The sequence below is a fragment of the Micromonospora sp. WMMC264 genome (assembly GCF_027497275.1).
GTDB lineage: Bacteria > Actinomycetota > Actinomycetes > Mycobacteriales > Micromonosporaceae > Micromonospora > Micromonospora chalcea.
This window is the reverse complement of the sequence record NZ_CP114907.1, coordinates 1,396,036-1,421,966: the sequence shown is the minus strand read 5'-3', so window position 1 is coordinate 1,421,966 and position 25,931 is coordinate 1,396,036. Positions and strand designations below refer to the sequence as shown.

2 protein-coding genes are annotated in these 25,931 nt (G+C 76.5%); both read right to left on the bottom strand.

Going from position 1 to position 25,931, the window contains the following annotated elements:
- Window positions 1-21 precede the first annotated feature (21 nt).
- Complete coding sequence (locus O7542_RS06050) at window positions 22-11,205, bottom strand: type I polyketide synthase (protein WP_281605823.1); 11,184 nt, start codon at window positions 11,203-11,205, stop codon at window positions 22-24.
- Between the two features lie 40 nt (window positions 11,206-11,245).
- Window positions 11,246-25,891 (bottom strand): type I polyketide synthase, encoded by a 14,646-nt coding sequence (locus O7542_RS06045; RefSeq protein ID WP_281605822.1) that lies wholly within the window; start codon window positions 25,889-25,891, stop codon window positions 11,246-11,248.
- Between the last annotated feature and the right edge of the window lie 40 nt (window positions 25,892-25,931).

Here is a 25,931-nt window from a genome sequence, read left to right as displayed (position 1 = left end):
CGATGTCGTTGCGGCTGGTGGTCACGACGTCTCCAGCTCGCGGTCGATCAGGTCGAAGATGTTCTCGGCGGTGGCCGACTCCAGGTCGTCGTCGCCGTCCGCGTCCGCCTGCCGCTCGGTCAGCCGGCCCAGCAGGCCGTGCAGCCGGTCGGTGATCCGGCGGAACTCGTCGTCGGCCGGGTCCAGCCCGACGAGCGCCGCCTCCAGCCGGTCGAGTTCCCGGCCCGCCGCCGACGGCTCGCCGGCCGGGCTCACCGGGGCGAACTGCCCGGCCAGGTGGACGGCGAGCGCCTCGGGCGTCGGGTTGTCGAAGACCAGCGTCGCCGGCAGCCGCAGCCCGGTGGCCGCGCCGAGCCGGTTGCGCAGCTCCACGGCGGTCAACGAGTCGAAGCCGAGTTCCCGGAACGCGCGGGTCGGCTCGATGCCGGCCGGGTCGCCGTGGCCGAGGACGACCGCCACGTGCGCCAGCACCAGGTCGCGCAGGGCGCGTACCCGCTTGTCGTCGGGCAGGGCGCGCAGCGTCTCGGCGTACGCCTGCCCGTCGGCGGCCTCGCCGGCCGCGGCCCGGCGGCCGGCGGCGCGGACCAGGTTGGTCAGCAGCGGGTGTACGGGCGACCCGGGCGCGACCACGCCGGTGGCGATCTTGGCGGGCATGATTGTCGCCCGCTCCGAGCGCCAGAGAGCGTCGAACAGGGCGAGCCCCTCGGCGTCGGAGAGCGCCGCCATGCCGCCCCGGTCGAGGCGGCGGATGTCGGCCGAGTCGAGGTGGCCCGTCATGCCGCTGGCCTGTGCCCAGCGGCCCCACGCCAGCGCGACCGCCGGCAGGCCGAGGGCCCGCCGGTGCTCCGCCAGGGCGTCGAGGAACGCGTTGCCGGCGGCGTAGTTGCCCTGGCCCGGACCGCCGAACACGCCGGCGGCGGCGGAGAAGAGCACGAACGCGCTCAGGTCGTGGCCGAGGGTGGCCCGGTGCAGGTTCCACGCCACGTCGACCTTGGGCCGCAGCACCGCGGCGAGGCGGTCGGGGGTGAGCGACTCGACGGTGGCGTCGTCGAGGACGCCGGCGGCGTGCACGACGGCGCGCAGCGGATGCCGCCGGTCCACCATGGACAGCACGTCCGCCACGGCGTCCGGGTCGGCCAGGTCGGCGGCGACGATCGACACGTCCGCGCCGAGCGCCTTCAGGTCGGCGAGCAGTTCGTCGGCGCCCTCGGCGTCCGGGCCGCGCCGGCTGACCAGCAGCAGCTGCCGGGCGCCGTGCGCGGTGACCATGTGCCGGCAGAGCAGCGCGCCGAGGGTGCCGGTCGCCCCGGAGACCAGGACCGTGCCGTCGAGCCGGGGCGCCTGCGGAATGCTCAGGGCCAGCTTGCCGACGTGCCGGGCCTGGCTGAGGAAGCGGAACGCCTCGGGGGCGCGCCGGACGTCCCAGGTGCGCCGGGGCAGGGGCCGCAGCGCACCGGCGGCGAAAAGCGCCATCAGTTCGCCCAGCATCGCGCCGATCTTCTCCGGGCCGGCCTCGATGAGATCGAAGACCTGGTAGCTGACGCCCGGGTGGTCGGCGGCGACCTGCCGTGGGTCCCGCTTGTCGGTCTTGCCCATCTCGACGAACCGGCCGCCGTCGGCGAGCAGCCGCAGCGACGCGTCGACGTACTCGCCGCGCAGGGCGTTGAGCACCACGTCGACGCCCCGCCCGCCGGTGCGGTGGGCGAACTCGTCGGCGAAGTCGAGGCTGCGGGAGGAGGCGAGGTGCGCGTCGTCGAAGCCGGTGTCGCGCAGCGCCGGCCACTTGCCGGGGCCGGCCGTGCCGTAGACCTCCGCGCCGAGGTGGCGGGCGATCTGCACGGCGGCCATGCCCACGCCGCCGGCCGCCGCGTGCACGAGCACGGACTCGCCCGCGCGCAGCCGGGCCAGCTCCACCAGCCCGTACCAGGCGGTCAGGAAGACCACGGGCACGGCGGCGGCGTCGGTGTAGGACCAGCCGTCGGGGATGCGGGTGACCAGCCGGCGGTCGGTGACCGCCGCCGAGGCGAACGAGCCGGAGAAGATGCCCATCACCCGGTCGCCGGGGGCGAGGTCGGCGACGCCCGGCCCCACGCCGAGCACCACGCCGGCGCCCTCGTTGCCCAGCACCTCCTGGTCGGGGACCATGCCGAGGGCCAGCACCACGTCGCGGAAGTTCAGCCCGGAGGCGCGCATCCCGACCAGGACGTGGCCCGCCGGCAGTTCCCCGCCCCCCTCGGGACCGGGCAGCAGGGCGAGGTTCTCCAGGGTGCCCTTCTCGGTGACGTCGAGGCGCCACGGCACCTCGTCGGCGGGCAGCGGCAACACACCGGCGTCGCGGGCCCGGGCCAGCCGGGGCACGAGCGGCGCGCCGTCGCGCAGCGCGAGCTGCGGCTCGCCGGAGGCGACGGCCGCCGGGACGGCCGCCAGGGAGGCGGCGGCGTCGTCGGTGTCGAGCAGCGTGAACCGGCCGGGGTGCTCGGACTGCGCCGAGCGGACCAGCCCCCACAGGGTCGCCCGGGCCAGGTCGCAGGGGGCCTCGCCCGGGGCCGCGCCGACCGCGCCCCGGGTGTGCAGCACGAGCCGGGACCGCTCCAGCCGAGGCTCGCCCAACCACTGCCGCACCAGCGCGAGGGCGTCGCGGGCCGCGTCGTGCGCGGCCTCACCGGCCCGCTGCGGGTCCGGCTCCGCGCCGGAGCGCAGGTCCAGCACCACATCGGGTACGTCCCCGGACTCCCCGATCTCGGCGACCAGCGCCGCCAGGTCGGCGTGGGACCGCACCGGGTGCCCGGCGGCGGCGAGCGCCCCGGCGAGGCCGAGGGTGTCGTCGCCGAGCAGCGCCCAGCGGGCCTCCCCGGCCGCCGCCCCGGTGTCCGTCAACGGCGTCCAGTCCAGGTGGAACACCGACGTGCGGCGCAGGGCGGCGCCCTCGTCGGCCCGGCCCGCGGCGACCGGGCGGAACGTCAGCGACTCGACGGTGGCGACCGGCTGGCCGGCGGTGTCGGCGAGCGTGACCGCGACGGTGTCCGGGCCGAGCGGGCGCAGCCGCGCCCGCAGCCGGGTGGCGCCGTGGGCGTGCAGGGCGACCGAGCGGAAGGCGAACGGCATCCAGCCCGCCCCCGAGGTGTCCGCCGCGTCGCCGAGCAGGGCGGTGACGCCGCTGGCCTGGAGGGCCGCGTCGAACAGGGCCGGGTGCAGCCCGAAGCGGGACGCGTCGGCGCTCGCCTCCTCGGGCAGGGCCACCTCGGCGTAGACCTCGCCGTCGCCGCGCCACACCCGGCGCAGCCCCCGGAAGGAGGGGCCGTAGCCGAGGCCGCCCTCGGCCGTCTGCGCGTACCAGGCGTCCAGGTCGGCGTCGACCTCGACGGCGTCGGCCGGCGGCCACTGCCCCGGTACGGCGGTCGGGGCGGGCAGCTGCGGCAGGAGGAGTCCCTCGGCGTGCCGGGTCCACTCGGCGTCGGCGTCCTCTTCGGGGCGGGAGTGCACGGTGACGCTCCGCTCGCCGGTGTCGGCGGGCGGGCCCACGCGTACCTGCACCTGCACCGCGCCGGTCGCGGGGAGCACCAGCGGGTTGATCAGCGTCAGGTCGCCCACCTGGCCGGCGTCGACCTCGTCGCCGGCCCGGACCACCATGTCGACGACGCCGGTGCCGGGGACGATCACCGCCCCGCCGACGGCGTGGTCGGCCAGCCACGGGTGGGTACGCACCGACAGCCGCCCGGTCAGCACCACCGTCCGGTCGTCGGCGACGGGTACGGCCGCGCTGAGCAGCGGGTGCCCGGTGTCCTGGAGGCCGGCCGAGCCGACGTCGCGTACGCGGTGCGCGGGCGCGTCCAGCCAGTAGCGTGCCCGTTCGAAGGCGTAGGTGGGCAGTGCCACCACGTCGGTCTCGGCGAGGACGGCCGTCAGGTCGACGGGCAGGCCGATCGCGTGGGCGGTAGCCAGGTTGGTCAGCAGCCGCGTCGGATCGTCGTCACCGCGGCGCAGGCTGCCCAGCGTGTGCCCGGTGACGCCGGCGTCGTCCAGGATCGCCGTCACCGGCATCGTCAGCACCGGATGGGGGCTGATCTCCACGAACGTCGTGTGACCCGCCTCGACCGCCACCCGCACGGCGGCGTCGAAGCGCACCGTCTGCCGCAGGTTGTCGTACCAGTAACCGGCGTCCATCGAGGACGGGTCCACCCAGTCACCGGTCAACGTCGAGACGAGCCGAGTGTGCCCCGGCTGCGGGCTCACATCGGCCAGGTCCGCGCGCAACCGCTCCGCGACGTCCTGCACCGCCACGGAGTGCGACGCGTAGTCCACCGGGATCAACCGCGCCCGCACCCCGTCGGCCTGACACGCCTCCACCAGATCCGCGACCGGTTGCGGCGGACCCGACACCACCACCGTCGACGGGCCGTTCACCGCCGCCACCCCGACACCCGGGAACGCCGGCAGCCGCTCAGCCACCGCCTCAGCCGACAGGTCCACCGACGCCATCGTCCCCGTGCCCCGCAGCACCGTCAGCGCCCGCGACCGCAACGCCACCGCCTTCGCCGCGTCCTCCAGGCTGAGGATCCCCGCCACGCACGCCGCGCCGATCTCGCCCTGCGAGTGACCGACCACCGCCGCCGGGGTGACCCCGGCGTGCTGCCACACCGCCGCCAGGGCCACACCAACAGCCCACAGCACCGGCTGCACGACCTCGACCCGCGCCAGCCACGACTCGTCGTCACCGGTCAACACCGACACCAGATCGACGTCCAGATACGGGGCCAGGGCCCGCTGACACTCCGCCAACCGCGCGTCGAACACCGGCGCACGACCCACCAGACCCGCCGCCATCCGCGCCGACTGCGCACCCTGACCCGGGAACACGAACACCGCACCCGCGCCATGCGACAGAGCCGCCGCCGCGACCACGTTGCCGGCCGGCGACCCAGACGCCAGAGCGTCCAGCCCCGCCAGCAACTCCTCCGCGCTCGACCCGACCACGACCGCCCGCTGGTCGAACGTCGACCGGGTGGCGGCGAGGGACCAGCCCACCGCCGCCGCGTCCACCTCGCCGTGCTCGCGCACGTACTCCGCCAGGCGAGCCGCCTGGCCGGTCAGGGCACCCTTCGACCGCCCCGACAGCGGCCACACCACGACGCCGGAGGCCACGAGCCCGGGGCCCTGCTCGGCCGGAGCGGCAGCCACGGCCTGCGGCTCGCCGGCCTGCTCGATGATCACGTGGGCGTTGGTGCCGGACATGCCGAACGACGACACCGCCGCCCGGCGCGGCCGGTCCACCACCGGCCACGGCCGCGACTCCGTGGCCAGTTCCACCGCGCCGGAGGTCCAGTCGATGTGCGGCGACGGCTCGTCCACGTGCAACGTCGCCGGTACCACGCCCTCCCGCATCGCCAGCACCATCTTGATCACACCGGCGACGCCCGAGGCGGCCTGCGTGTGGCCGATGTTCGACTTGATCGAGCCGAGCAGCAGCGGCGCGCCGCCCTCGCGGCCCTGGCCGTAGGTCGCCAGCAGGGCCTGCGCCTCGATCGGGTCACCGAGCGTCGTGCCCGTGCCGTGCGCCTCGACCACGTCCACATCCGCGCTGCCCAGCCGGGCCCCCGCGAGGGCCTGGCGGATCACCCGCTGCTGCGACGGGCCGTTCGGGGCGGTCAGACCGTTCGAGGCGCCGTCCTGGTTGACCGCCGACCCACGCACCACCGCCAGGACCCGGTGCCCGTTGCGCCGCGCGTCCGACAGCCGCTCCACCAGCAGCACGCCCACACCCTCGCCCCAGCCCGTGCCGTCCGCACCCGCCGCGAACGCCTTGCACCGGCCGTCGGCCGCCAGGCCCCGCTGCCGGGAGAACTCGAAGAAGGTGCCGGGGGTGGCCATGACCGTGACGCCGCCGGCGAGGGCGAGGTCGCACTCGCCACGCCGCAGCGCCTGCACCGCCAGGTGCAACGCCACAAGCGACGACGAACACGCCGTGTCCACCGACACCGCCGGCCCCTCCAACCCCAACGCGTACGCCACCCGGCCCGACACCACACTGGCGGCGTTGCCCGTGGCCCCGAACCCTTCGGCCTGCTCCCCCGCAGCCATCAGCAGGGCCCCATAGTCCTGACCATTCGTGCCCACGAACACCCCTGTTCGCGAACCCCGCAGAACCCCAGGCGCAACCCCTGCCCGCTCGACCGCCTCCCACGAAACCTCCAGCAACAACCGCTGCTGCGGATCCATCGCCGCCGCCTCGCGCGGCGAGATCCCGAAGAAACCGGGATCGAACTCGCCGGCCCCGTGCAGGAAGCCGCCCTTGTCGGCGTACGTGGTGCCGGGGTTGGCCGGGTCGGGGTCGTAGAGCCGGTCGAGGTCCCAGCCCCGGTCGGTCGGGAAGTCGCCGATCGCGTCGACGCCGTCGGCGACGAGGCGCCACAGCCGTTCGGGGCCGTCGACGCCGCCGGGGTAGCGGCAGGCCATGGCGACGATGGCCACCGGCTCGTCGTCACCCACGGCGGCCGGGACGGCGACGGGAGCCGCCCCGGCGTCGGCGCCGAAGAGGCCGGCGAGCAGGAAGCGGGACAGCACCACCGGGGTGGGGTGGTCGAAGACCAGGGTGGTGGGCAGCGCCTGCCCGGTGGCGGCGACGAGCCGGTTGCGCAGCTCCACGGCGGTCAGCGAGTCGAAGCCGAGGTCGCGGAACGCGGTGGTCGCGCCCACGGCGGCAGCCCCGCCGTCGTGGCCGAGCACGTCGGCGGCGAGTTCGCGGACCAGGTCGGCGACGGTCTCCTCGCGGCGGGCCGGGGTCAGCGCGGCGAGGCGCCGGCGCAGCGTCGCCGCCGGGCCGTCGTCGCCGTCGTCGGCCGCGCCGCCGTCGAGGGCGGCCCGCGCCTCCGGTACGCCCTCCAGCAGCGGCCGGCGGCGCGCGGAGGCGTACGCGGGGGCGAACCGGGTCCAGTCCACGTCGGCCACCGTCACTGTGACGTCGTCGTGGTCGAGGGCCTGCTGCAACGCGGCCATGGCGACGGCCGGGTCCATGGCGGGCAGGCCCCGGCGGCGCAGGTTCCGCTCGGCGTCGGCGGCGTGCATGCCGCCGTCGGACCAGGGGCCCCAGGCGATGGCGGTGCCGGCCCGGCCGTCGGCGCGCCGCCGCCGCACCAGCGCGTCCAGGTAGGCGTTGCCGGCCGCGTACCCGGCCTGCCCGCCACTGCCCCAGGTGGCGGCGATGGACGAGTAGACGACGAAGGCGTCCAGCTCCCGGTCGGCGAGCAGGTCGGCGAGGTGGGTGGCCCCGGCGGTCTTGCCGACTGTCACCTCGGCCAGTTCGGCGGGGGTGACCTCGGCCAGCGGGGTGGCCTGCGCGACGCCGGCGGTGTGCACGACGGTGCGCACCGGCGGGCCGTCGGCCTCGACCCGGTCGAGCAGGTCGGCGAGGGCGGCCCGGTCGGCGATGTCGCAGGCGGCGACGGTGACCCGGGCCCCGAGGCCGGCCAGCTCGGCCTCCAGCTCGGCGGCGCCGGGGGCGTCGGGTCCGCGCCGGCTGACCAGCACGACGTGCTCGGCTCCGGCGGCGGCGAGCCAGCGGGCGGCGCGCGCCCCGAGCCCGCCGGTGCCGCCGGTGACCAGGGCGGTGCCGGTGGGCGTGAACCGGCGCGCCGGCGGACGGTCGCCGAGGGCGGCGCGGACGAGGCGGCGGGCGAAGACGCCGGGGCCGCGTACGGCGAGCTGGTCCTCGCCGGTCGAGCCGGTGAGGATCGCGGCGAGCCGGAAGGCGGCCCGGTCGTCGGGGTCGGACGGCAGGTCGACCAGGCCGCCCCAGCGGTGCGGCGCCTCGACGCCGACGACCCGGCCGAGGCCCCAGATCGCGGCCTGCGCCGGGTCGGCGAGCCGGTCGTACGAGGCGGCGGCGACCGCGCCCCGGGTGACCAGCCACAGCGGCGCTGCCACGCCGGCGTCGCCGAGCGCCTGCACGAGGGCGAGGGTGGCGGTCAGGCCGGGCAGGACGGTGCCGTCGGCGGTGCGTGGTTCCCCGGCGAGCAGGGACACGACGCCGGCGGGCTCGGTGCCGGCGAGGGCCGCCGCGAGGCCGGCCCGGTCGGCGTCCGGCTCCACCGTCAGTGGCAGCACGTCGGCGCCGGCGCCGGTCAGCGCGGCCCGGACGGCCCGCGCCGCCGGGTCGTCGGCGTCGTCGGCGGGCAGCGCCAGCAGCCAGGTGCCGGCCAGCCGGGCGGGGGCGGGCTCGGGGGCCACCTGCCATTCCTCCCGGTACCGCCAGCCGTCGAGGACCGAGTGTTCCTGCCGCTGCCGCCGCCAGTCGGCGAGGACGGGCAGCAGGGTACGCAGCGACTCGGCGGCGGCGGTGTCGGTGACGGCGAGGGTGTCGCGCAGCGCGTCGAGGTCGGCGCGTTCGACGGCCGCCCAGAACCGGCGGTCGAGCGCGCCGGCCCCGCCCGTCGTGGTGTCGTCGGCGGGCGCCTCGGCCGGCACCCAGTAGTGCTGCCGCTCGAACGGGTAGGTGGGCAGGTCGACGAGCCGGCCGGGCCGGCCGGCGAGGACGTCCGCCCAGTGCGGCGGCGTGCCGGCGACGTGCAGCTGGGAGAGGGCGGCGAGCAGGGCACGGCGGTCCGGGCGGTCCCGGCGCAGCACCGGCACCACCACGGCGGAGGCGGCGTCGGTCCCGATCCCGGCGAGGGTCTCCTGGACGCTGGCGGTGAGCACGGCGTCCGGCCCGACCTCCACGAAGGTGCCGACGCCGTGGGCGCGCAGGGCGCGTACGCCGTCGGCGAAGCGGACCGCCTCCCGGACGTGGCGCACCCAGTAGCCGGGGTCGGTGAGCTGCGCCGGGTCGGCCAGCTCGCCGGTCACGTTGGACACCACCGGCAGGGTGGGGGCGCGCAGGTCGAGGCGGGCGGCGACGGCAGCGAACTCGGCGAGCATCGGCTCCATCAGCGGGCTGTGGAAGGCGTGGCTGACCCGCAGCCGCCGCACCTTCACCTCCCGGCCGGTCCAGAGTTCCGCCAGCTCGTCGATGGCCGCCGCGTCGCCGGAGACGACGACGGCGTCGGGGCCGTTGACGGCGGCGACGGCGACCCGGCCGGTCAGCGCGGCGATCGACTCGGCGACCCGGGCCTCGTCGGCGGCCACGGCGAGCATCGCGCCGCCGGTGGGCAGGTCCTGCATGAGCCGCCCCCGGGCGGCGACGAGGGCGCACGCGTCGTCGAGGCTGAGCACGCCGGCCACGTGGGCGGCGGTCAGCTCGCCGACGGAATGCCCGGCGACCATGTCGGGGGCCAGCCCCCAGGAGCCGAGCAACCGGTGCAGCGCCACCTCGACGGCGAACAGCGCGGCCTGGGTGAAGACGGTCTGGTCGAGCAGGTCGGCCTCGGCGGTGCCGGGCTCGGCGAACAGCAGCGGCTTCAGCGGCCGGGGCAGCCGGTGGTCGAGGTGGCCGCAGACCTCGTCGAGCGCCTCCGCGAAGACCGGGTACGCCTCGTACAGCTCCCGGCCGGCGCCGGCGCGCTGGGCGCCCTGGCCGGAGAACAGGAACGCGACCCCGCCGCGTTCGGCGGCGGCGCCGGTGACCAGCCCGGGGGCGGGCCGGTCGTCGGCGAGGGCGTGCAGCGCGGCGAGCAGGCCGTCGCGGTCGTCGGCGAGCACGACCGCCCGGTGCTCCAGGGGCGAGCGGGAGACTGCCGAGGTCCAGGCGACGTCGGCCGGGCGCAGGTGCGCGTCGTCGGCGACGTAGGCCGACCAGCGCTCGGCCTGGCGGCGCAGCGCGGTGCGGGTGCGGCCGGTGAGCAGCACCGGCGCGGGCGCGGGCGGCACCGGGTGGTCCGCCTCGACGCCGGCCGGTTCGGGCTGTTCGAGGATGAGGTGGGTGTTGGTGCCGCTCATCCCGAACGACGAGACGGCGGCCCGGCGCGGCCGGTCCACGGCCGGCCACGGCGTGGCCTCGGTGACGAGGGTGACCGCGCCGGCGGCCCAGTCCACGTGCGGGGTGGGCTCGTCGACGTGCAGGGTGGCCGGCACGACGCCGTGCCGCATCGCCAGCACCATCTTGATCACACCGGCGATGCCGGCGGCGGCCTGGGTGTGCCCGATGTTGGACTTGATCGAGCCGAGCAGCAGCGGCGCGGCGTCGCCCCGCTCCCGGCCGTACGTGGCGAGCAGCGCCTGAGCCTCGATCGGATCGCCGAGGGTGGTGCCGGTGCCGTGCGCCTCCACCACGTCGACCAGGTCGGGGGTGAGCTTCGCGCCGGCCAGGGCCTGCCGGATGACCCGCTGCTGGGACGGGCCGTTGGGGGCGGTGAGGCCGTTCGACGCGCCGTCGGAGTTGACCGCCGAGCTGCGGATGACGCCGAGCACGGGGTGGCCGTTGCGGCGGGCGTCGCTGAGCCGTTCCAGCAGCAGCATGCCGACGCCCTCGGACCAGCCGGTGCCGTCGGCGGAGGCGGCGAACGACTTGCACCGGCCGTCGGCGGCGAGGCCGCGCTGCCGGGAGAACTCGACGAACGGGCCGGGGGTGGCCAGCACGGTCGCGCCGCCGGCCAGGGCGAGGCCGCACTCGCGCTGGCGCAGCGCCTGGCAGGCGAGATGGATGGCGACCGACGCCGACGAGCAGGCGGTGTCCACGGTGACCGACGGGCCTTCGAGGCCGAACGTGTACGCCAGCCGACCGGACACGACACTGGCGGCGGTGCCGGTCAGCACGTACCCCTCGACGCCGGGCGCCCGGTGCAGCACGGCGGCGTAGTCCTGCCCGGAGGTGCCCACGAAGACGCCGGAGCGGCTGCCACGCAGCGACAGCGGGGCGATGCCGGCGCGTTCGAACAGCTCCCAGGTGACCTCCAGCAGCAGCCGCTGCTGCGGGTCCATGGCGACCGCCTCGCGCGGCGAGATGCCGAAGAGCGCGGCGTCGAACTGCCCCGCGTCGCGCAGGAACCCGCCGGCGGTGGTGTACGAGGTGCCGGCGTTGTCCGGGTCGGCGTGGTAGAGCCGGTCCAGGTCCCAGCCGCGGTCGGTGGGAAAGTCGCCGATGGCGTCCCCGCCGGACGAGACGAACTCCCAGAGCTCCTCCGGCGAGCTGATGCCGCCCGGGTAGCGGCAGCTCATCGCCACGATCGCCACCGGCTCGGACTCCTCGGCGGTGACCTCGCGCAGCCGTTGGCGGGTCTGCTGCAGCTCGGCGACGACGCGCGTCAGGTATTCGCGCAGCCGATCTTCGTCCGCCATGACATCTCGCTTTCTCGTGACACCACAGATCCCGGGCGGCTCAGGAGAGCCCGAGGTCCTGGTCGATGAGGTCGAACAGCTCCTGGTTGCTGGCCGCCCGCAGCCGGCCGGCCACCTCGGCGGTGTCCTCCCGGCGTTCCTCGGCGGCGCCGAGCCGTTCGAGCAGGCTGTGCAGGCGCATCGTGATCCGCACCCGGCCGATGTCGTCCGGGTCGCGCAGCGCGAGGGCGCCCTCCAACTGGTCCAGCTCCGCGAGGGTGGGCAGCGCCTCCACCGACGCTTCGTCGAGCAGTTCGGCCCGCAGGTGCTCGGCCAGCGCCTGCGGGGTCGGGTGGTCGAACACCACCGAGCTGGGCAGGCTGAGCCCGGTCGAGCGGGCCAGCCGGCCCCGCAGCTCCACGGCGGTGAGCGAGTCGAAGCCGAGGTCCCGGAAGGGCCGCCCGGCCTCCACGGCGTACGGGCTGTCGTGGCCGATGACCTCGCCCGCGGCGGTGCGGATGAGATCGACCAGCAGCCGTGCCTGTTCGGCCTGCGACAACTCGCCGAGCCGCTTGCGCAGTTCGCCGGCGACCTGGTCGCCGTCCTCGGCGTCGGCGCGCGCCGCCGCGGCCTGGGCGGCCACCTCGGCGATCTCGCTGATCAGCGGCCGGGGCCGGGCGGAGGCGAACACCGGCGCGAAGCGTTCCCAGTCGATGTCGGCGACGGTGAGGGCGGTGTCGTCGCCGTCGAGGCCGGCGCGCAGGGCGGCCATCGCCGGTTCCCGGTCGAGCAGGGACACCCCGCGCCGGCTCATGGCCGCCGCGTGCGCGTCGGTCACCATGCCGCCGCCGGCCCACGGTCCCCAGTTCACCGAGAGGTGCCGGGCCCGCCCGGCCGGCCGGGACTGCGCCCAGGCGTCCAGGAAGGCGTTGCCGGCGGCGTACGCCCCGTGGTCGCCGACGCCCCAGACGGCCGCGATGGAGGAGAAGTGCACGACCAGGTCGAGCGCCTCCGGGTCGAGGAACTCGTCGAGGTGCCGCGCGCCGGCGATCTTGCCGGAGACGACGTCGGCGAGTTCCGCCTCGGTCACGGCGGCGACCGGGTTGAGCCGGCCCACCCCGGCGGCGTGCACCACGGCGTGCACGGTCTCACCGTCGGCGCGCAGGCCACGGACCAGGTCGGCGACCGCGTCCCGGTCGGCCAGGTCGCAGGCCAGCACCCGCGCCTCGGCGCCGAGAGCGGCCAGTTCCGCCACCGCCTCGTCCGCGCCGGGGGCCGCCGCGCCGCGCCGGCTGACCAGCAGCAGCCGCCGCGCGCCGTGCCGGGCGAACCAGCCGGCGGCGTACCGGCCGACGGCGCCGGTGCCGCCGGTGACCAGGACGGTGCCCGGCGCCTGCCAGCCGGCCGGCGCCTCGGCGCGGGGCGCGCGCTCCAGCCGCCGCAGGTACGTCCCGGAGTCACGCACCGCGAGCTGGTCCTCGTCGCCGGCGGCGGTGAGGGCCGCCAGGACTCCCTCGGCGGCGGCGGTGTCCAGGGTGGCGGGCAGGTCCAGCAGGCCCCCCCAGTGCCGGGGGTGTTCCAGCGCGGTCACCAGGCCGAGGCCCCACGTGGTGGCCTGGGCGGGGTGGGCTACGGGGTCGTCGGCGCCGGTGGCCACGGCCCGCCGGGTGAGCAGCCACAGCGGCACCGGTGGCAGGGCGTCCGTGACCGCCTGCACCAGGGCCAGGTTCGCGGTCAGGCCCAGCGGCACGGCCGAGCGGTCGGGGTGCGCCCGCTCGTCGAGGGCGAGCAGCGACACGATCCGGGTGGACGCCGCGGCGGCGAGCTGCCCGGCGAGCGTGCTCCGGTCGGTCGTCGCCGGGTCGACGGCGAGCTGCCGCACGATGCCGCCCCGCGCGGTGAGCAGTTCGGCGAGCCGGTCGACGACCGGCTGGTCCGTACCGCTGTGCACCAGGGTCCACGTGCCGTCGACGGCACCCGCGACGAGAGCCCGCGGGCGCCAGGTGATCCGGTAGCGCCAGCCGCCGGCGAGGGTGTCCTCCTGCTGCTGGCGCCGCCACCGGTCCAGGTCCGGCAGCAGTTCCCGCAGCGGCCGGTCCGCGTCGAGGCCGAGCCGGCCGGCGAGCGCGTCGCCGTCGCCGGACGCCACGGCCCGCCAGAACGCCGAGTCGACGTCGTCGTGCGCGGCGGCGGGGGTGTGGGTCGCCGCCGCGTCGAGGGTCGGCCAGAACCGCTGGTGGGCGAACGCGTACGTGGGCAGGTCCACCGGGGCGGCGGCGCCGGGCAGCAGTGCCGGGAAGCGTACGGGCACGCCGTGGCAGTGCAGCCGGGCCACCGCGCCGAGCAGGGTGGCCACCTCGTCCTGGCCGGGCCGCTGCACGCCGGTCACGACGACCGGCGCGTCCACCGGCAGCGCGTCGGCGGTCAGGGCGGTCAGCACGGTGTCCGGCCCGATCTCCAGGAACCGGGTCACCCCATGGGAGTGCAGGTGGGTGACGGTGTCGGCGAAGCGCACCGCCTCGCGGACGTGGCGGACCCAGTAGTCGGGTGTGCAGAGCTGCTCGGGGTCGACGACCGTGCCGGTCAGGTTCGACACCAGCGGCACCGTCGGCGGGGCGTACGACAGGGTCGCCGCGACGGCCGCGAACTCGGCGAGCATGGGCTCCATCAGCGGGCTGTGGAAGGCGTGGCTGACCCGCAGCCGCTTGGTGCGTACGCCGAGGTCGGCGAAGTGGGCGGCCAGTTCGGTCAGCACGTCCTCGGCGCCGGCGACGACGACGGCGGCCGGCCCGTTGACGGCGGCGACGGCGGGCTGTCCCGGCGTGCCGGACAGGGCCCGCAGCACGTCGACCTCGGGCGCGGCGACGGCGAGCATCCCGCCGCCGGGTGGCAGGGCCTGCATCAGGCGCCCCCGGTTGCCGACGAGCGCGCAGGCGTCGGCCAGGTCGAGCACTCCGGCGACGTGGGCCGCGCTGATCTCCCCGACCGAGTGCCCGGCCACGAAGTCGGGCCGGATCCCCCAGTGTTCGAGCAGCCGGAACAGCGCCACCTCGACGGCGAAGAGCCCGGCCTGGGTGAAGACGGTCTGGTCGAGCAGGTCGGCCTCGGCGGTGCCGGGCTCGGCGAACAGCACCCCGCGCAGCGGCCGCGGCAGGTACGCGTCCAGGTGCTGGCACGCCTCGTCGAGGGTCGCCGCGAAGACGGGGAACGTCTCCCACAGGCGTCGGCCCATCCCGGCGTGCTGCGCGCCCTGGCCGGAGAAGAGCGCCGCCAGCGCGCCGCCGGGCTCGGCGGCGCCCCGGGTGAGCCCGGGGTGGTCCTGCCCGGCCGCCAGGGCCCGCAGGCCGGCGAGGGCGGCGTCGGCGTCGGCGGCGAGCAGCACCGCGCGGTGCCGCAGCGGGGACCGTCCGGTGGCCAGTGCCCGGGCCGCGTCGGCCGCGGGTGTTCCGCTGCCCGGCAGCCAGTCGGCCAGCCGGGCCGCCTGCGCCCGCAGGCTGTCGGCGGTGTCTGCCGATACGACCCACGGCAGCAGCGGCGTCCCGTCGGCGGCACCGGGCGTGCCGCGGCTGGAGCCGGTCGTGGGCGCGTCGGCGCCGGCCGGACGGGGGGCGGCGGTGTCGGCCGAGGGCGTGGCGGGCGCCTGTTCGAGGATGACGTGCACGTTGGTGCCGCTGACCCCGAACGACGACACGCCGGCGCGGCGCGGCCGGTCCACGTCCGGCCACGGCTGCGCCTCGGTCAGCAGCGCGACGGCACCGGACGACCAGTCCACGTGCGGCGACGGCTCGTCCACGTGCAGGGTGGGCGGCAGCAGGTCGTGCTGGAGGGCCAGCACCATCTTGATCACGCCGGAGACGCCGGCGGCGGCCTGGGTGTGGCCGATGTTCGACTTCACGGAGCCGAGCCAGAGCGGCCGGTCGGCGGGGCGCTGCCGCCCGTACGTGGCCAGCAGGGCCTGCGCCTCGATCGGGTCGCCGAGCCGGGTGCCGGTGCCGTGCCCGTCGACGGCGTCCACGTCGGCGGCGCTCAGCCGCGCGTTGGCCAGCGCCTGGTTGATCACCCGCTCCTGCGCGGGCCCGTTGGGGGCGGTCAGGCCGTTGCTGGCGCCGTCCTGGTTCATCGCCGAGCCGCGCACGACGGCGAGGATCCGCCGGCCGTCGCGCTGGGCGTCGGAGAGCCGCTGCAACATCACCAAGCCGACGCCCTCGCCCCAGCCGGTGCCGTCGGCGGCCCCGGCGAACGACTTGCACCGGCCGTCGAGGGCGAGCCCCCGTTGCCGGGCGAACTCCAGGAACGGGCCGGGGGTGGCCATCACCGTCACGCCGCCGGCAACCGCGACGTCGCACTCGCCCTGCCGCAGGGACTGGCAGGCCAGGTGCAGCGCCACCAGCGACGACGAGCAGGCGGTGTCGACGCTGACGGCGGGACCCTGCAACCCGAAGTGGTACGCCAGCCGACCGCTGATGACGGCGGCGACGTTGCCGGTGGCCTGGTAGCCCTCGGTCTCGACCCGGGCGGCCATCAGCAGCGTCGCGTAGTCCTGGCCGTTGGTGCCGACGAAGACGCCGGTGTTGGTCTCCCGCATGTCGGCGGGCGCGGTGCCGGCCCGCTCGAACAGCTCCCAGGCGCTCTCCAGCAGCACCCGTTGCTGCGGGTCCATCACCATCGCCTCACGCGGAGAGATGCCGAACAGGGCGGCGTCGAAGCCGGCGGCGTCGGTGAGGAAGCCGCCCTCGCGCACGTACGAGGTGCCGGGCCGGTCGGGATCGGGGTCGTAGATGGCTGCCAGGTCCCAGCCCCGGTCGGTCGGGAACTCCGCTATGCCGTCGCGTCCCTCGGCGACGAGTCGCCACAGGTCCTCGGGGCCGGCGACGCCGCCGGGGTAGCGGCAGCTCATCGACACGATGGCGATCGGCTCGTCCAGCGCGGTGGCGGCCCGCACGGGCTCGGTCGCCGGGGTGTCGTCGCCCGCGAGCCGGCCCGCCAGGTGCTCGGCGAGGGCGTCGGGCGTCGGGCGGTCGAACACCAGGGTCGCCGGCAGGTTCAGTCCCACCGCCTCGGCGAGGCGGTTGCGCATCTCGACGGCGCTGAGCGAGTCGAAGCCGATCTCCCGGAACGACCGGTCCGCCGCCAGCGCCTGCGGCGAGGACAGGCGCAGCACCGCCGCCGCGTGGACGCGTACGAGGTCGAGCAGGACCCGACGGCGTTCCGGTGCGGCGAGGCCGGCCAGCCGGCCGCGGAGCGGGGACGCCGCGTCGGGCGTGCCGCCGTCGCGCTGCCCGGCCGCGAGCAGCCGGGCCACCTCGGGGATGTCGGCGATCAGCGGCCGGGGGCGGGCCAGCGTGTAGGTCTGCAGGAACCGGTCCCAGGCGATGTCCGCCACGGTGAGCGTGGTGTCGCCGTGGTCGAGCGCCTCGGCCAGGACGGAGACCGCGAGGTCGGGGCGCATGGCCCGGACGCCCGAGCGGAACATCTGGTCGGCGGCGCCCTCGGCGTCGACCATGCCGCCGCCGTCCCAGGCACCCCAGGCGACGGCGGTGGCGGCCCGTCCGCGCCGTCGCCGGTCCTCGGCGAGCGCGTCGAGGAAGGCGTTGGCGGCGGCGTAGCCGCCCTGGTGCCCGCCGCCCCAGACGCCCGCGCCGGAGGAGAAGAGCACGAACGCCGACAGTTCGTCGCCGCACGCCTCGTCGAGGTTGACCGCGCCGGCCACCTTGGCCCGCAGGGCGTCGGCGAGGTCGGCGACGTCGGTGGCCGCGACGGGCGCGGCGTGGGCGACGCCGGCGGTGTGGAACACGGCCCCGATGTGGGTGCCCTGCCCGGCGAGCCGCTCGACGAGGGCCCGTACGGCGGCCGCGTCGGCGACGTCGCAGGCGGCCACGGTGACTGTGGCGCCGGCGGCGCGCAGTTCGTCGGCCAGCTCGTCGGCGCCGGGCGTGGCGGGGCCCTGGCGGCCGGTCAGCACCAGCTCAACCACGCCCTCGCGGGCCAGCCAGCGCGCCACCTGGGCCCCGATGGACCCGAGGCCGCCGGTGACCAGGACGGCGCCGCTGGCGGGACGCCAGTCCTGCGTCGCGGTGCGCTCGGCGCGGGCGCGGACCAGTCGCCGGGCGAACACCCCGGAGGGGCGCAGCGCCAGCTGGTCCTCCGCGTCGACGCCGGCCAGCACCGCCACGAGCCGGGCCCGGTCCCGGGGGTCCAGCTCGGCGGGCAGGTCCAGCAGTCCGCCCCAGCGGTCCGGGTGCTCCAGGGCGACCACCCGGCCGAGCCCCCAGAGCATCGCCTGGCGGGGGCGGTCGAGCTGGTCGGCGCGGCCGGTCGAGACCGCGCCGGCGGTGGCGCACCACAGCGGGGCGGTGACGCCGGTGTCGCCGAGGGCCTGGACCAGGGCGTACGTGGCGGCGAGACCCGCCGGGACGACCGGGTGGGCCGGGTGCGGCGCGTCGTCCAGGCCGAGCAGGGAGAGCACCCCGGCGACGGGCCCGCCGGTACGCGCCAGCCGCTCGGCCAGCACCGGCCGGCCCGTCTCCGGCACGTCGATCCGGACGACCTCGGCCCCGCCCTCGCCCAGCGTCCGGGCGACGCCGTCGACCAGGGGGTGCTCGGCTTCGGCGGCCGGCACGACCAGCAGCCACGTGCCGGCGAGGGTGGCCTCCGGCGCGACGACCAGCGGCTTCCAGGTCACCCGGTAGCGCCACGAGTCCACGGTGGACTCGTCGCGGCGGCGCCGGCGCCAGGAGGAGAGCAGCGGCAGCGCGGGGTCGAGGGAGCTGACCGTGGCCTCGTCGATGCGCATGGCGGCGGCCAGCGCAGACGCGTCGGCGCGTTCCACGGCCTCCCAGAAGCGCCGGTCCGCCTCGTCGGTACCGGCGGGGGCGGGGACGGTCGCCGCCGTCGGCTGCGGCCAGTAGCGCCGGCGCTGGAAGGCGTACGTGGGCAGCGGGGGCGGCGGGCCGGTGGGGGCGCCCAGGATCGCCGTCCAGTCGACGGGCACGCCGTGCACGTGCAGTCCGGCGAGGACCGTCAGCATGCGCTGCCAGCCGCCGGCCACGGTGTCGTCGGCGGCCACCACGACGGCGTCGTCGGCCCGCGCGCTCTCGCGGATGCCGGCGGCGAGCACGGTCGCCGGGGCAGCCTCGAGGAGGACCCGGTGGCCCTGGTCGAGCAGGGCGCGTACGGCCGGTTCGGCGTCGGCGTCGGTGGTCAGGTCCCGATACCACCGGGCGGCGTCGAGGCCGTCGGTGTCGACCGGGCCGCCGGTCGTCGCCGAGTACAGCGGCACGTCGGCCGACCGGAGGGTGATCCCGGCCAGCGCGTCCGGGCCGTCCTCCGCCGGGCTGGCGAGGGCGATCGTCCTCGCCGCGTCCTCCAGCGACAGCGCGCCGGCCACGCAGGCGGCCGCGAGCGCGCCGTGAGCGTGCCCGAGCACGGCGGCGGGTCGTACGCCGAGGGAGCGCCACCAGCGTCCCAGCGAGACGGCCACGGCCCACCGGACGGCCGGCGCCACCCCGGGGTCGGCCGGGGTGGGAGCGCCGTCCGCGCCGCGCAGCACGGCGGCGAGCGACCAGTCCACGTGGGGGGCGAGGGCCGCCTCGCAGGCGGCGATCGCGGTGGCGAACTCCGGTGCCCGGTCCAGCAGCTCGACGGTCGCGGCGGGCCACGGGTCGCCGTGGCCGGGGAAGACTAGGACCGGGTCGGCGGCGCGCGCCGCGACGCCGGTGACGGCGGCGGTGGCCTCGCCGAGGTGGAACGACTCCAGGGCCCGCGTCAGGTCGACGGTGTCGCGGCCGAGGACGACGGCGCGGTGGTCGAACGTGGCCCGGGTGGTGACCAGGGCGTGCGCGACGTCGGCCGGCGCCAGCTCCGGGTGTGCCGCGAGGTGCGCCTTCAGCCGGGCCGCCTGGTCGCGCAGCGCCGGGGCGTCCACGGCGGAGAGCACGAGGGGTACGACGTCGGCGCGCGGCCGGTCGGTGGGCCGCGCACCGGCCGTCTCGGCGGGCGGCTGCTCGATGATGACGTGCGCGTTCGTGCCGGAGATCCCGAACGACGACACCGCCGCCCGACGCGGCCGGTCCACGGCCGGCCAGGGGGTGGGCTCGGTGGCGAGTGCGACCGCCCCGGCGGTCCAGTCGACGTGCGGGGAGGGCTCGTCCACGTGCAGGGTCGGCGGGACGAGGCCGTGCCGCATCGCCATGACCATCTTGATCACACCAGCGACACCGGCGGCGGCCTGCGTGTGCCCGATGTTCGACTTCACCGACCCCAACAGCAGCGGCCGGTCGACGGGACGCTCCTGCCCGTACGTGGCCAGCAGAGCCTGCGCCTCGATCGGATCACCCAGCGTCGTGCCGGTGCCGTGCGCCTCGACGGCGTCCACGTCGGCCGGGGTCAGGCGGGCGTTCGCGAGGGCTTGGTGGATCACGCGCTGCTGCGACGGGCCGTTCGGGGCGGTGAGCCCGTTCGACGCGCCGTCCTGGTTGACGGCCGTGCCGCGCAGGACGGCGTGGATACGCCGGCCCTCCCGCTGCGCGTCGGAGAGTCGTTGCACGAGCAGCACGCCGACGCCCTCGGACCAGCCGGTGCCGTCGGCCGACGCCGCGAACGACTTGCAGCGACCATCCTGCGACAGACCGCGCTGCCGGGAGAACTCGATGAACGTCCCCGGCGTCGCCATCACCGTCACACCACCGGCCAACGCCAGATCACACTCACCCGACCGCAGCGCCTGCGCGGCGAGGTGCAGCGCCACCAGCGACGACGAGCACGCGGTGTCGACGGTGACCGCCGGGCCTTCGAGGCCGAACGTGTAGGCGACCCGGCCGGACAGGACGCTGCCGGAGTTGCCGGTGCCGACGTAGCCCTCGACCTCGTCGGCAAGCTCCATCAGCTGGGAGGCGTAGTCGTGGTACATGACGCCGGCGAAGACACCGGTCCGGCTGCCCCGCAGCCGCTGCGGGTCCAGCCCGGCCGACTCGAACGTCTCCCACGACGCCTCCAGCAGCAGCCGCTGCTGGGGGTCCATGGCGAGGGCCTCGCGGGGCGAGATGCCGAAGAAGGCGGGGTCGAACGCGCCGGCGTCGTACAGGAAACCGCCGTGGCGGGTGTACGACGTGCCGGGGTGGTCGGGGTCGGGGTCGAACAGGCTCTCCAGGTCCCACCCGCGGTCGGTGGGGAACTCCCCGATCCCCTCCCCGCCGGCGGCCAGCAGCGCCCACAGCTGGTCGGGCGTCTCGACGCCGCCCGGGTAGCGGCAGGCCATGCCCACGATCGCGAGCGGCTCGTCGGCGCGGGTGGTGGTCCGCGCGCCCGGCGCGGCGGGGCGACCTGCGGCGCCGGCCAGTTCGGCGTGCACATGGGTGGTGAGCGCCTGCGGCGTCGGGTAGTCGAATACGAGCGTCGAGGGCAGCCGCAGGCCGGTGGCCGCGTTCACGCGGTTACGCAGGTCGACGGCGGTCAGCGAGTCGAAGCCCAGCTCGCGGAACGCCCGGTCGGCGGGCACGGCTTCCGCCCCGCCGTGCCCGAGCACCTGCGCGACGAGGCCGCGTACCAGCACGTCGAGCTGGGCGCGCGCCTCGTCGGCGGTCAGGCCGCCGATGCGGGTCGCCCAGGTGGTGCCCTGTCCCGCCTGGCGGCGGGTCGTGGTCGTACCGACCAGGTTACGAAGCATCGGCGGCACCAGGCCGGCGCCGGCAGCGGCCCGGAGGGCGGCCAGGTCGATCACGGCGGGCACCAGGGCCGGCCGGCCGGCGGTCAGGGCGGCGTCGAACAGCCGCAGCCCGGTCTCGGCGCTCATCGCGGTGATGCCGCCCCGGGTCGATCGCGCCCGGTCCGCCTCGTCGAGGGACGCGGCCATGCCGGGGGTGTCCCACATGCCCCAGGCGAGGCTGACCGCAGGCAACCCGAGCTGCCGCCGGTGGACCGCAAGCCCGTCGAGGAACGCGTTACCCGCCGCGTACGCCGACTGACCCGGCGAACCCAACACACCCGCCACCGACGAGAACACCACGAACAAGTCGAGATCCAGACCCGCCGTCGCCTCATGCAACAACCAACCCGCCGACACCTTCGGCGCCAACACCCCGGCCAGCCGCGCCGCCGTCAGCCCCTCCACGACACCGTCGTCCAGGACGCCGGCGGTGTGCACGACACCCGCCAGCCGACCCTCGGCGGAAACCTCACCGACCAGCCCGAACACCTGGTCCCGGTCCGTCACGTCGCAGGCGACCACCCGCACCGACGCACCCAACGCGGACAACCGCTCCGACAACTCACCCGCACCCGCAGCCTCCGGACCACGACGCGACACCAGCACCAGCGACCGCACACCGTGCACCGACACCAGATGCTCCGCCACCAACGCACCCAACGCACCCGTACCGCCGGTCACCAGCACCGCACCGTCACCCACCACGGCACCGTCCGCCGACGAGGGCGCTACCGCGCGCACCAGGCGCGGCACGAACACCTCACCCGAGCGCACCGCGACCTGACCACCGAACGTCACCGGCTCGTCGGCCACCGAAGTCAGCACAGCCAGCAGCCCGGCGTCCACGTCACCGTCGACGTCCGCCAGGACGATGCGACCCGGATGCTCCGACTGCGCCGATCGCAGCAGACCCCAGACCGCCGCTGCGGCCAGGTCGGTGACCCGGTCTCCGTCCCCGACCGACACCGCACCCCGGGTCACCACCACCAACCGCGACTCCGCCAGCGCGTCCGCCGCCAGCCAGGACCGCACCGTCGCCAGCACCTGCGACGTCGCCGCCCGCACCGACTCGGGGCCATTGTCGACGGCGGCGGGCATCTCACCGGAGACCGAAGCAGGTTCCGTCTCGGCGTGCAGGGCCCGGCGCAGGCCACCCGCCGGCACCAGCAACAGACGCGGCGCCACACCCGACGCCACGGCGACCGCCTCGACGTCGGCGTACACCGGCAGCTCAGCGACGGCCGGCAGGCCGGCGGCGGGCGAGCCGAGCAGCGCCCACCCGGAGGCGTCCCCGGCCGGGGCGACCTCCTGGGCCTGCCAGGCGACCTCGAACAGCGACCGGGCCGACGCGTCCGGGGACGCCGACACCCCGGTCAGCTCGCGCAGGGCGAGGGTGTCCACCGACACCACGGCCGCGCCCGACTCGTCGCACGCGACCAGGCGCACCGCCGAACCGTTGCGGGTCAACCGCACCCGCAGCACCCGCGCACCCGAGGCCCACACCTGCACACCCTCGAACGCGAAAGGCACCCGCGCCCCGCCCGAGCCCTCCGAGCCGGACAGCAGCCCGATCGGGTGCAGCGCGGCGTCCAGCAGCGCCGGGTGCACGCCGAACCCCGCGGCGTCACCGGCCACCTCGTCCGGCAACACCACCTCGGCGAACACCTCGTCACCGCACGCCCACACCCGGCGCAGCCCCCGGAACACCGGCCCGTACGACAGGCCGCGCTCGGCCAGGGCCGGATACCAGCCCGCCACGTCCACCTCGACGCCGTCGACCGGCGGCCACTCCCCCACGCCCGGCTCGTCGGCCGACGCCGGCTCCAGCACACCCTCCGCGTGCGAAACCCACTCCGCCTCGGGATCACCCTCGGGCTGCGAGTGCACGGCCACCACACGCACGCCCGCCTCGTCGGCCGCGCCGACGCGTACCTGCACCCGCACCGCACCCGCCTGCGGCAGCACCAGCGGCGCGGCCACGGTCAGCTCCCGCACCCGCGACGCACCCACCTCGTCACCCGCCCGCACTGCCAACTCCACCAGGGCAGCGCCCGGCACGATCACCGCGCCGGAGACGACGTGGTCGGCGAGCCACGCGTGCGTCGACGTCGAGAGACGGCCGGTCAGCACCACCATGTCCTCGCCGGCCACGGAGACCGCCGCGCCGAGCAGCGGGTGCCCGGCCGCGCCGAGGCCGGCACCGGAGACGTCCGTCCAGCGGCCCGCCGGCTCCAGCCAGTAGCGCTGGTGCTCGAAGGCGTACGTCGGCAGGTCGACGTGCCGGCCGCCGGCCCGGTCGAGCAGGCCCGCCCAGCCGACGGCGCGGCCGTGCACGTGCAGCGACGCGAGGGCCTCCAGGAGGGCCTGCGGCTCAGGCCGGTCGTGGCGCGACACCGGCACCAGCAGGGGCGCCGGCTCGTCCTCCGCGCGCTCGGCGAGGCAGTTCTGCGTCATGGCGGTGAGGACGCCGTTCGGTCCCACCTCCAGGTAGGTGTCGACCTCCTCCGCCCGCAGGCAGTCGACGGCGTCGGCGAAGCGAACGGTGCCGCGTACGTGGCGCACCCAGTAGCCCGGGTCGCAGATCTGGTCGGCGTCGGCGACGCGGCCGGTCAGGTTCGACACCACAGAGATCGTCGGCGGCCGGAACGTCAGTCCCTCGGCGACGGCCGCGAACTCGGCCAGCATCGGGTCCATCCGGGCGCTGTGGAAGGCGTGGCTCACCCGCAGGCGGCGGGTCTGCGCACCCCGCTCGGACCACACCCGCTGCACCTCGTCGAGCGCCTCGACGTCGCCCGCGACCACCACGGCGGCGGGGCCGTTCACGGCGGCCACGTCCAGCCGGCCGGTCAGCCCCGCCAGGGAGGCGGCCACCGCGGCCTCGTCGGCGGCCACGGCGAGCATGCCGCCGCCCGCCGGCAGGGCCTGCATGAGCCTTCCCCGCGCGGCGACCAGCGCGCACGCGTCAGCCAGGGAGAGCACGCCCGCCACGTGCGCCGCCGCGATCTCGCCGATGGAGTGCCCGGCCACCAGGTCCGGCACCACACCGAACGACTCGATCAGGCGGAACAACGCCACCTCGACGGCGAACAGGCCCGCCTGGGTGAACACCGTCTGATCCAGCAGCTCCGCCCCGGGCGTGCCCGCCCCGGCGAAGAGCACCTCCCGCAACGGACGCGGCAGCAGCGGATCCAGGTGACCGCACACCTCGTCCAGCGCGGCGGCGAAGACCGGGAACGCCGCGTACAACCCGCGACCCATGCCGGCGCGCTGCGCGCCCTGGCCGGAGAAGAGGAAGGCCACCCGGCCACGCGGGGCCGACGCGCCGGTGATGACGGCGCCGGTCGGCTCGCCCGCGGCGAGGGCCCGCAGCCCGGCGAGCAGGTCGTCGGCGTCGCCGGCCAGGACGACCGCGCGGTGTTCGAGCCCCGCGCGGCTGACCGAGGAGACCGCGACGTCCACCGGACGTGGGGCGTCGATGCGGGCGAGGTGGTCGGCCCAGCGGCCGGCCTGCCCCGCGAGCGCCTCTGGCGTACGGGCGGAGAGGAACACCGGGGCGAGCGGGAGCGCGACCGGCGCGTCGACGGCGGGGGGTGCCTCGTCGGTGGACGGGGCGTCGTCGCCGGGCGCCTCCTCCAGGATGACGTGCGCGTTCGTACCGCTGATGCCGAAGGACGACACGGCGGCCCGGCGCGGCCGGTCGGTGGCCGACCACGCGCGCGCCTCGGTCAGCAGCGAGACCTGCCCGGCGGACCAGTCGATGTGCGGGGACGGCTCGTCGACGTGCAGGGTGGCGGGCATGGTGCGGTGGCGGATCGCCTCGATCATCTTGATCAGGCCGGCGGCGCCCGCGGCGGCCTGGGTGTGACCCAGGTTCGACTTGACCGAGCCCAGCCAGAGCGGCCCGCCGTCGCCCCGGTCCTGCCCGTACGTGGCCAGCAGCGCCTGCGCCTCGATGGGGTCGCCGAGGGTGGTGCCGGTACCGTGCGCCTCGACCACGTCGACGTCGGCCGGCGAGAGCCGGGCGTTGGCGAGGGCCTGCCGGATCACCCGCTCCTGCGACGGGCCGTTGGGGGCGGTGAGTCCGCTGCTGGCGCCGTCCTGGTTGACCGCGCTGCCCCGGACGACGGCGAGGATGCGCCGGCCGTCGCGGCGGGCGTCGGAGAGCCGTTGCAGGAGCAGCACGCCGACGCCTTCGGACCAGCCGGTGCCGTCGGCGGCGGCGGCGAACGACTTGCACCGGCCGTCGGAGGCCAGGCCCCGCTGGCGGGAGAAGTCGGCGAAGGTGCCCGGGGTGGACATGACCGTCACACCGCCGGCGAGCGCGAAGTCGCAGTCCCGCTGGCGCAGCGCCTGCGTCGCGAGGTGCACGGCGACCAGCGACGACGAGCATGCCGTGTCCACAGTGACGGCCGGGCCCTCCAGCCCGAAGGTGTACGCCACCCGGCCGGACACCACGCTGCCGGAGTTGCCGGTGCCGATGTAGCCCTCGACGCCGTCGGGCAGGTCCAGCACCCGCGACGCGTAGTCGTGGTACATGACCCCGGCGAAGACGCCGGTCCGGCTGCCACGCAGCGCCTGCGGGTCGATGCCGGCGTGCTCGAACGCCTCCCAGGAGGTCTCCAGCAGCAGCCGCTGGTGCGGGTCCATCGCCAGGGCCTCGCGGGGGCTGATGCCGAAGAAGCCCGGGTCGAACTGTGGCGCGTCGTAGAGGAAGCCGCCCTGGTTGCTGGTCGACGTGCCCGGGTTGTCCGGGTCGACGTTGAAGAGCCGCTCCAGGTCCCAGCCCCGGTCGGTCGGGAAGTCGCCCACCCCGTCGCCGCCCCGGTCGACGAGGTCCCACAGCTCGGCCGGGCTGGACACCCCGCCCGGGAACCGGCACGCCATGCCGATGACGGCCATCGGCTCGCGGTCCTTGGCCTCCACCTCGCGTACCCGCCGGCGCGCGTCGCGCAGGTCGGCAGTGGCACGCCGGAGGTAGTCGAGGAACTCTGCCTCAGTGGGCATCGGGCCACTCCGTATCGGGGTTCGAGGTGTGCGACATGCC